The 7440-nt window shown below is 68.3% G+C and carries 10 protein-coding genes; 6 read left to right on the top strand and 4 right to left on the bottom strand.

What is annotated here, in order from left to right; translation table 11 throughout:
* Positions 1 to 21 precede the first annotated feature (21 nt).
* Both ACJH6J_RS29680 and ACJH6J_RS29675 read right to left on the bottom strand, forming a co-directional pair.
* Positions 22 to 489, bottom strand: coding sequence for a hypothetical protein (locus ACJH6J_RS29680; protein ID WP_406804984.1), 468 nt, complete (start codon positions 487 to 489; stop codon positions 22 to 24).
* A 113-nt stretch (positions 490 to 602) separates the two neighbouring features.
* Entirely contained in the window at positions 603 to 2195 is a 1593-nt protein-coding gene (locus ACJH6J_RS29675) for a Na+/H+ antiporter (RefSeq protein ID WP_061004552.1), read from the bottom strand.
* 59 nt (positions 2196 to 2254) lie between these two features.
* On the opposite strand from ACJH6J_RS29675, the gene ACJH6J_RS29670 reads away from it, so the two are divergent.
* The 6 genes from ACJH6J_RS29670 to ACJH6J_RS29645 are packed head-to-tail and all read left to right on the top strand — an operon-like array spanning position 2255 to position 6288.
* Complete coding sequence (locus ACJH6J_RS29670) at positions 2255 to 2563, top strand: UBP-type zinc finger domain-containing protein (RefSeq protein ID WP_082762320.1); 309 nt, start codon at positions 2255 to 2257, stop codon at positions 2561 to 2563.
* Between the two features lie 49 nt (positions 2564 to 2612).
* Entirely contained in the window at positions 2613 to 3743 is a 1131-nt protein-coding gene (locus ACJH6J_RS29665; protein ID WP_061004550.1) for an ATP-grasp domain-containing protein, read from the top strand.
* 2 nt (positions 3744 to 3745) lie between these two features.
* Entirely contained in the window at positions 3746 to 4195 is a 450-nt protein-coding gene (locus ACJH6J_RS29660; protein WP_133427871.1) for a lumazine-binding protein, read from the top strand.
* Positions 4196 to 4215: 20 nt separating this feature from the next.
* Positions 4216 to 4629: a rhodanese-like domain-containing protein gene (locus ACJH6J_RS29655; protein ID WP_406804983.1), complete on the top strand. Its 414-nt coding sequence runs from the start codon at positions 4216 to 4218 to the stop codon at positions 4627 to 4629.
* 31 nt (positions 4630 to 4660) lie between these two features.
* Positions 4661 to 5884: an O-succinylhomoserine sulfhydrylase gene (locus tag ACJH6J_RS29650; protein ID WP_138250734.1), complete on the top strand. Its 1224-nt coding sequence runs from the start codon at positions 4661 to 4663 to the stop codon at positions 5882 to 5884.
* A gap of 11 nt (positions 5885 to 5895) precedes the next feature.
* Positions 5896 to 6288, top strand: coding sequence for a hypothetical protein (locus tag ACJH6J_RS29645; protein ID WP_061004543.1), 393 nt, complete (start codon positions 5896 to 5898; stop codon positions 6286 to 6288).
* Positions 6289 to 6297: 9 nt separating this feature from the next.
* On the opposite strand, the gene ACJH6J_RS29640 is transcribed toward ACJH6J_RS29645, so the two are convergent.
* On the bottom strand, positions 6298 to 6657 hold the full coding sequence (locus tag ACJH6J_RS29640; RefSeq protein ID WP_406804982.1) for a YybH family protein: 360 nt from the start codon (positions 6655 to 6657) through the stop codon (positions 6298 to 6300).
* Positions 6644 to 7357, bottom strand: coding sequence for an SDR family NAD(P)-dependent oxidoreductase (locus tag ACJH6J_RS29635; protein ID WP_406804981.1), 714 nt, complete (start codon positions 7355 to 7357; stop codon positions 6644 to 6646). The genes ACJH6J_RS29640 and ACJH6J_RS29635 overlap by 14 nt, the downstream gene beginning before the upstream one ends.
* Between the last annotated feature and the right edge of the window lie 83 nt (positions 7358 to 7440).

The following is a 7440-nucleotide window of genomic DNA, read 5'->3' as shown; positions in this document are numbered from 1 at the left end:
GCGTTCACCATGACTCGTTGATCACAACGCGTGAACCACGCCAGATCCGAAGTCCACCACTCCCCGGGACGCTATCTTCATCAACGCATCGAGCCGCGCGACGGCGGAGTCCCGCGGTAGGTGGCGAGCCAGGTCGAATGCCGTGCGCGCACGCGAAGTTACGCGCACTCCACCGATGGTGACCACTTCGTCGTCGGCCAGGGAGTCGTGCCGGACGACGAGTCCACGCTGACCTTTGCACAGCCCGATGACATCGATGGGCATATCGTCATCCACCCACTTCGCGCCGTGCACTGCGGATGCAGCGATCCCACCGATGACGCCGAGCGGCACCGCTAGGGCGGCTCCACGAATCCGGTCCCGCAATTTCACTTGATGATGCCGAGGGACGTAGATGCCATGAAAGATCGGTCGGTAGCGGTGGCGCAATTGCGCTCGGGTCAGCACGCCGGCAGCGATCGCATCGCCCCCGACGAATGGAATCGGCATGTCCTCTAAGACGTGTGGGCGGGCTGATCGGCTCCATCATCGCTCGAAAGGGACCAAATGGCGGCTGTGGAGTGCCTACCAGCAACCATTTGGTCCTTCTCGGCGCGCGGGGACTACTCCCGGTTGAGCGCCGCTTCTTCCAGATCCAGCCCGTGCAGCACCGAGCGCAGCACCTCGTCGTCGATGTTCCCGGCGTCGCGTTCGGCGATGTAGGTCTCGCGCTCGGCCGCCAGCATCTCGAGCCGCAGCCGCCGCATGGCCGACGCCGGGCTTTCGCCGATGTCGTCGTCACTGCGCCCGAGTCGTTCCCACACCGCGTTGCGGCGCCGGTCGTTCCAGCTCTGCAATACCTCGCCGACGTGCTGTTGGGCGCTGGAATCGCTGCTGCGAGCCAGCAATTCGTCGAGCCGGTCGGCCGCCGCCTGCGCCGCGCGACTCGAGGCCGCGGCCTGCTCCAGGGCATCCTGATGGGCCTCGGCCTCACTGCGCACGTCGAGCGTGCGAATCAGCCATGGCAACGTCAGGCCGTGCAACAGCAGCGTGCCGATCACCACGACGAACGTCAGGAACACCAGCTGCGGCCGGCCGGGGAACGGGTCGCCGCTCAGTGTCACGAGAGGCACACCGAACGCCGCGGCCAGTGACACGACACCGCGCATGCCTGCCCACGCCACGATGAAGACCTGCGACGGGGTCGGGGCGGGTTCTCGGTCCCGGACCCCGCGGAACAGCATCCGTGGCGTGTAGGCCATGACGTACACCCAGACGATGCGGACCGCGATCACCGTCGCCAGCACCGCGGCCGACGCCACGGCGAGGGTGACGGCGCGGATGCCGGTCAGCTCGTCGATGACGGTCGGCAGCTGCAGTCCGATCATCAGGAACGCGAAGGATTCCAGTACCAGCTGGATCGACTTCCATACCGCGTCGTCCTGCAGCCGGGTGGCGTACGACGCCCGTGTCGCGCGCTGTCCCAGCAGCAGCGCGGCGACCACCACCGCGATCACCCCGGAGCCGTGTGCCTCTTCGGCGAGCCAGTAGACGAAATACGGTGCGACGAGCCCGATGGCGCTCTCCACGAGGGGGTCGTCCAGCCAGGTCCGGATGAACTCGATGAGCCATCCGATGAGCCCGCCGATCACGACACCGCCCAGTGCGGCGAGCGCGAACGTGCCCAGCGCACCCTGCCAGGTCGCTGCCGCACCGATGGCGGCGGCCAGCGCGACCTTGTATGCGGTCAGCGCCGTGGCGTCGTTGAGCAGGCTCTCGCCGCCGAGCAGCGTCATGATCTGGCGGGGCAGTCCGAGGCGCCGGCCGATGGCCGCGGCGGACACCGCGTCGGGCGGCGCGACGATGGCCCCCAGCGTGAGGGCCGCGGCGACCGTCAGCTCCGGCACGGTGTGAAACGCGACGAACCCCACGACCAGGGTCGTGGCCAGTGGCAGCCCCACCGCGAGCAGCCCGATGGGACGGACGTTCTTGCGCAGGGCCAGGTAGCTGCTCTCCAGCCCGGCCGACCACAGCAGTGGCGGCAGCACGACGAACATGACCAACTGCGGCTGCATCTCGATGGCCGGCACGCCGGGGATCAGCCCGACGGCCAGTCCGGCGACGACGAGTCCCAGCGGCGCGGAGACGTCGTAGCGGCGGGCCAGCGCGGCCAACAACACCGAGGCCACCAGCACTGCCAGCAGTGGGGCACCCATGTCCTCAAACCTCCTCGGTCAGCCGGGCCCTATCCTTGTTCAACATGCTGGGGAAATGGATGCAGTCACGGGCAACGCGTCCGCGTGAAGAAAATTCCCCGACCACCTGCACGCACCTCGCCGACGCCGTCGGCCAAGCTGAACCGGAGCCGCAGACGCCCGGCCGCTGTGGTGACTGTGCGGCACTTGGGGAGGATACGTGGGCGCACCTTCGGATGTGTCTGACCTGCGGACAGGTCAGCTGTTGTGATTCCAGTCCGCACCAACACGCCAACGAGCACTACCGTCGCACGGGCCACCCCGTGATGCGCTCGGTCGAGCCGGGGGAGAGCTGGCGCTGGTGCTACGTCGACATCAGGTTGGGTTGACGGGAGATTGGCCGGCGGGGCGAGCGGAGCGACGGGGGAGTTTGGTGACTTGGTAGACCGGACAACGGTTCTGGTGCTCGGTGCCGGTGAGCTGAGCAGTGAACTGGTGCTGTCGTTCCAGCGGCTGGGGACGCGGGCGACCGCGGTGCCCGCGCCGACCGGAGCGGCGGCGTTGCGGACCCTGATCGACCGGCACACCCCACAGGTGGTGGTCGTGCAGTCCCCGGCGGCGGATCTCGGCGCCGACGTCGTGCAGGCGCTGGCCGGGCTCGAGGAAGTCGCGGTGTTCCCGACGCCGGGTGCCTTGCGGCTCGCGTCCGACCGCGAGGCGTTGCGCACCCTGGCGGCCAACGAGCTGGGGCTGCCGACGGCGCCGTTCTGGTTCGCCGGATCGGTCGACGAACTCACCGCGGTGGCCGAGCACGCCGGGCTGCCGCTCACCATCACGCCGGTGACGCATGCCGCGAACGAGGGCGCGGGGCGTTCGGTGCTGTCGCGTCTCGAGGACGTCGACGTGGCGTGGCACCGTGCGGTGGCCGCGGGCGGCGAGCGCGTGATGGCCGAGACGGCCGTCGACGTGACGGCGGAGTTCACCATGCTGACGGTGCGGACCCAGGGTCAGGCGGGTCCGGTGGTGCAGTTCTGTGAGCCGATCGGTCACCGCCACGAGACGGGCGGTCCGCTGGAGTTGTGGCAGCCGCAGCTGTTGTCGGAGCCGGCGCTGGACGCGGCGCGCTCGATCGCCGCCCGGATCGCGGGCAAGCTGGGCGGCACGGGGCTGTTCACGGTGGACCTGCTGCTCGGTGCCGACCCGGAGTCCGGGGCCGAGGAGGTCTATTTCGCGACGGTCCATCCGATGCTGACGGGCGCGGGCTTCGTCACGACGCGTTCGCAGCGGCTGTCGCAGTTCGACCTGCACGCGCGGGCGATCCTCGGACTGCCCGTCGACACCATCATGATCTCGCCGGCCGCCGGTGAGGTGAGCCGCCCGTCGGCCGACAGGGCCGCGCTCGTGCGCGCACTGCCGGATGCGCTGGCCATCGCCGAGAGCGACGTGCGGCTCTCCGGTGAGGTGTGCGTGGCATTGGCGACGGCGCCGGACGTCGTGCGGGCGCGCGACCGCGCGCATCAGGTGGCCGCTGTGCTCAACCACTCGGCGATCAACCAGACGGGGACGTGACCATGACCGAATCGGAATCGCACCCGCGGCAGACGCTGGGCCCGTTCCTGGCCGCGCTGGCGCTGATTGTGGTCCTCGTGGTCATAATCGCCGTCCTGAACGCGATCGGGGTGTTCGGCCGGAACGATCCGACGCCGGAGCAGCTGGTGCGCACCGCGGTCGTCGGCCAGAACGACGGGCTGCAGCGCAAGGACTACGCGCGCTTCCAGACGTACACCTGCAAGGCCCAGGCCGGTACCGAGGCGGATGTGCTTGCCAAGCAAGAGGATTCGGCCGCCAAGAACGGGCAGCGCTACGTCGACGAGGTGCGCGACATCAAGTTCGACGGCCAGAAGGCCACCGCCGTGCTGATGTATCACTTCGACAAGACGCCGGACCAGAAGCCCACGGCGCCGGTGGTGCTGGTGAACGAGGACGGCGCGTGGAAGGTGTGCTCGCCGGTCCCGAGCTAGTTTGTGACAGACTCGCATCCGTGAGCTACGCGGGAGATATCACGCCGCAGCAGGCCTGGGAACTGCTGAGCGAGAACCCCGAGGCGGTGCTTGTCGACTGCCGGACCGACGCCGAATGGCGCTGGGTGGGCGTGCCCGACATCTCCAGCCTCGGACGTGACGTTGTGTACATCGAGTGGGTGTCGAATGACGGCAAACGCAACACGGGTTTCGTCGACGACCTGCTGGCCGCGGGTGTGACGCCCGGCGAGCGGCCGGTGGTGTTCCTCTGTCGCTCGGGTAACCGTTCGATCGGTGCCGCCGAGGCGGCGACGGCGGCGGGCATCGGCCCGTCGTACAACGTGCTCGACGGCTTCGAGGGTCACCTGGACGAGAAGGGTCATCGCGGTGGCAGCGGCTGGCGCGCCATCGGGTTGCCGTGGGTGCAGTCGTGAGGGAGTCAGCGAGAAGCGGAGCGGATCGCGCATGAAGCAACGTAACGCCGACGGCGTCCCCTCGGTCCGGGTTCCCGCGCCGCTGCCCGACGGCGTGAGCCAGGCGACCATCGGTGTCCGCGGCGGCCTGCTGCGGTCCGAGTTCGAGGAGACCGCCGAGGCGATGTTCCTGACCTCGGGGTACGTCTACGAGTCGGCGGCGGCCGCCGAGCAGGCGTTCACCGGCGAGATCGACCGTTACGTGTACTCGCGCTACGGCAACCCGACCATCCAGATGTTCGAGGAACGGCTGCGGCTCATCGAAGGGGCGCCGGCCGCTTTCGCGACGGCCACCGGCATGGCGGCGGTGTTCACCGCGCTGGGTGCGTTGCTCGCCGCCGGCGACCGGCTGGTCGCGGCGCGCAGCCTGTTCGGGTCCTGCTTCGTGGTGTGCAACGAGATTCTCCCGCGCTGGGGCGTCGAGACCGTCTTCGTCGACGGCGACGACCTGTCGCAGTGGGAGGAGGCACTGTCGGTGCCGACCACCGCGGTGTTCTTCGAGACGCCGTCCAACCCGATGCAGTCGCTGGTGGACATCGCCGCGGTTTCGGAGCTGGCGCACGCCGCCGGCGCAAAGGTGGTGCTGGACAACGTCTTCGCGACACCACTGCTGCAGCAGGGGATGGAGCTGGGCGCCGATGTCGTCGTGTACTCGGGTACCAAGCACATCGACGGCCAGGGCCGGGTGCTCGGTGGTGCGATCCTCGGCGACAAGGAGTACATCTCCGGGCCGGTGCAGCAGCTGATGCGGCACACGGGCCCGGCGATCAGCGCGTTCAATGCCTGGACGATGCTGAAAGGCCTTGAGACGCTGGCCATTCGGGTCGACTACTCGAACCGGTCCGCGCAGCGGGTGGCCGAGTTCCTGGAAGGTGTGCGCGGCGTGAACTGGGTGAAATACCCGTTCCTGCAGTCACATCCGCAGCATGACCTGGCCAAGCGGCAGATGCGCGGCGGCGGCACCGTCGTCACCTTCGAGCTCGACGGCGGCAAGGACCGGGCGTTCGAGGTGCTCGACAAGCTGCAGGTCATCGACATCTCCAACAACCTCGGCGATTCCAAGACGCTGATCACCCACCCGGCCACCACCACGCACCGCGCGATGGGGCCGGAGGGCCGGGCCGCGATCGGGCTGGGCGACGGCGTGGTGCGGATTTCCGTCGGGCTCGAGGGCACCGAGGATCTGATCGCCGACCTGGACCAGGCGCTGAGCTAGGGGGCTGGAGCATGTCCAAGCAGACCGCGGCCAAGAAGGCCCGTCGCAAGAAGCGGCAGACCACGCGCAACGCCAACTGGCTGCCCGACGAGGTGCATGCCGAAGTCGAGGCCGTCGGGCGGATCGCGGGCGAAATCCTGCCGCGCGGTTGGGTATTCGATTCGGACTACTCCAACGACGAGTACCTCATCTGGTACTACCCGCCGTCGGGCTTCGAATCCACCGAGGACGATCCGCGTGAGTTGGTGACGCGGATCTGGGTCTCCGATCCGGACCAGCCGCAGCTCATCCTCGTCGGTACCGAAGAGGACGGCGAGATCTACAGCTTCACGGTCGAGCAGTTGATGGCGAACCTGGATGTCATCGAGGCCTACCGCGTCGGGGAGCCGGTTCCGCAGTTCTGATTTCGACCGTCAGCCGACGGGCGAGACCTGATAGTGCGCGATCTGCCAGCCATTGTCTCCTTGTGTGACAAGGACACTCAGGTTCAGGCTGATCACCGCGCCGTCGGGGCGGGTGAAGTCGGCCCGGGTGTAGGCCAGGACGACGCCGGCCGCGGGCTCCCGGATCTCGTTGATGCGGTAGTCGACCGTCAGACCGACCGGCTGAGATTCGTAGTAGTCGAAGACGCCCTGGCGTACCACGGTGTAGGGCCGCAGCCCCTGGAATATCGCGTCGTCGGTGAAGACCGCCGCGACCTGGTCCGGCCGGTGGGCGGCGATGCCCGCCTGCCACCGGTCCAGGACCTCGCGGACCACGTCAGTGCCCGGCACTCTGACCACCATCCACGTGCAGGATCTCGCCGGTGACGAACTTGGCGTTCTCCAGGTACAGGACGCCGTCGACGACGTCGGAGATGTCACCCATGTGGCCGACCGGGTGCAGCGCCGAGAGGAACTCGTGCGTCTCCGGCGCGTGCATCGGAGTGCGGATGATGCCCAGGGCGACGGCATTGGCCCGGATTCCGCGGGTGCCGTATTCGACGGCCAGCGCCCTGGTCGCGGCGTTCAGGCCACCCTTGGTCAGTGACGCCAGCGCCGAGGGCACCTGCGAGTTGGCCTGATCCACCAGGCTGGTCGAGATGGTGACGACGTGCCCGCCGTCGCCCTGGGCCTCCATGGTCCTGATGGCGGCGCGGGTCAGTTCGAAGAAGCCGCGGGAATTCACGCCGGTGATGGCGTCGTAGTCCGCGTCGGTGTACTCGGTGAAGGGCTTGGCGATGAAGATGCCGGCGTTGTTGACGACGGTGTCGACGCGGCCGAACTCCGCTACGGCGGCATCGACCAACCGCTGGCCGACGCCCGGCCGGGCGACGTCACCGGCGACGGTGAGAACCATGGGATCGCCGCTCTCGGCGATGGTGCGGGAGTTGGCGACGACGGCGTAGCCCAGCTTGCGGCAGCCGGCCACCAGGGCTTCGCCGATGCCCTGGGATGCGCCGGTGACGATCGCGACGCGGGTTGTGGTGCTCATCGGGGGTTCCTTAAGTTCGTAGTTGCAGTTATTTCGTGATGTTGTGACGGTTACGTTGAACTGCGACCCGGGTGGGTCGGGTG

The sequence above is a fragment of the Mycobacterium sp. SMC-18 genome, from assembly GCF_045310895.1.
Classification (GTDB): Bacteria; Actinomycetota; Actinomycetes; order Mycobacteriales; family Mycobacteriaceae; genus Mycobacterium.
Note: the sequence above shows the minus strand (reverse complement) of the source record. Positions and strands in the feature narration are given on the sequence as shown.

Excerpts from the sequence above, each read along its gene's own strand:
- ACJH6J_RS29680 (WP_406804984.1), bottom strand. The coding sequence starts at position 489 with ATGCCGATTCCATTCGTCGGGGGCGATGCGATCGCTGCCGGCGTGCTG.
- ACJH6J_RS29675 (WP_061004552.1), bottom strand. The coding sequence starts at position 2,195 with ATGGGTGCCCCACTGCTGGCAGTGCTGGTGGCCTCGGTGTTGTTGGCC.
- ACJH6J_RS29670 (WP_082762320.1), top strand. The coding sequence starts at position 2,255 with ATGCAGTCACGGGCAACGCGTCCGCGTGAAGAAAATTCCCCGACCACC.
- ACJH6J_RS29660 (WP_133427871.1), top strand. The coding sequence starts at position 3,746 with ATGACCGAATCGGAATCGCACCCGCGGCAGACGCTGGGCCCGTTCCTG.
- ACJH6J_RS29650 (WP_138250734.1), top strand. The coding sequence starts at position 4,661 with ATGAAGCAACGTAACGCCGACGGCGTCCCCTCGGTCCGGGTTCCCGCG.
- ACJH6J_RS29645 (WP_061004543.1), top strand. The coding sequence starts at position 5,896 with ATGTCCAAGCAGACCGCGGCCAAGAAGGCCCGTCGCAAGAAGCGGCAG.
- ACJH6J_RS29635 (WP_406804981.1), bottom strand. The coding sequence starts at position 7,357 with ATGAGCACCACAACCCGCGTCGCGATCGTCACCGGCGCATCCCAGGGC.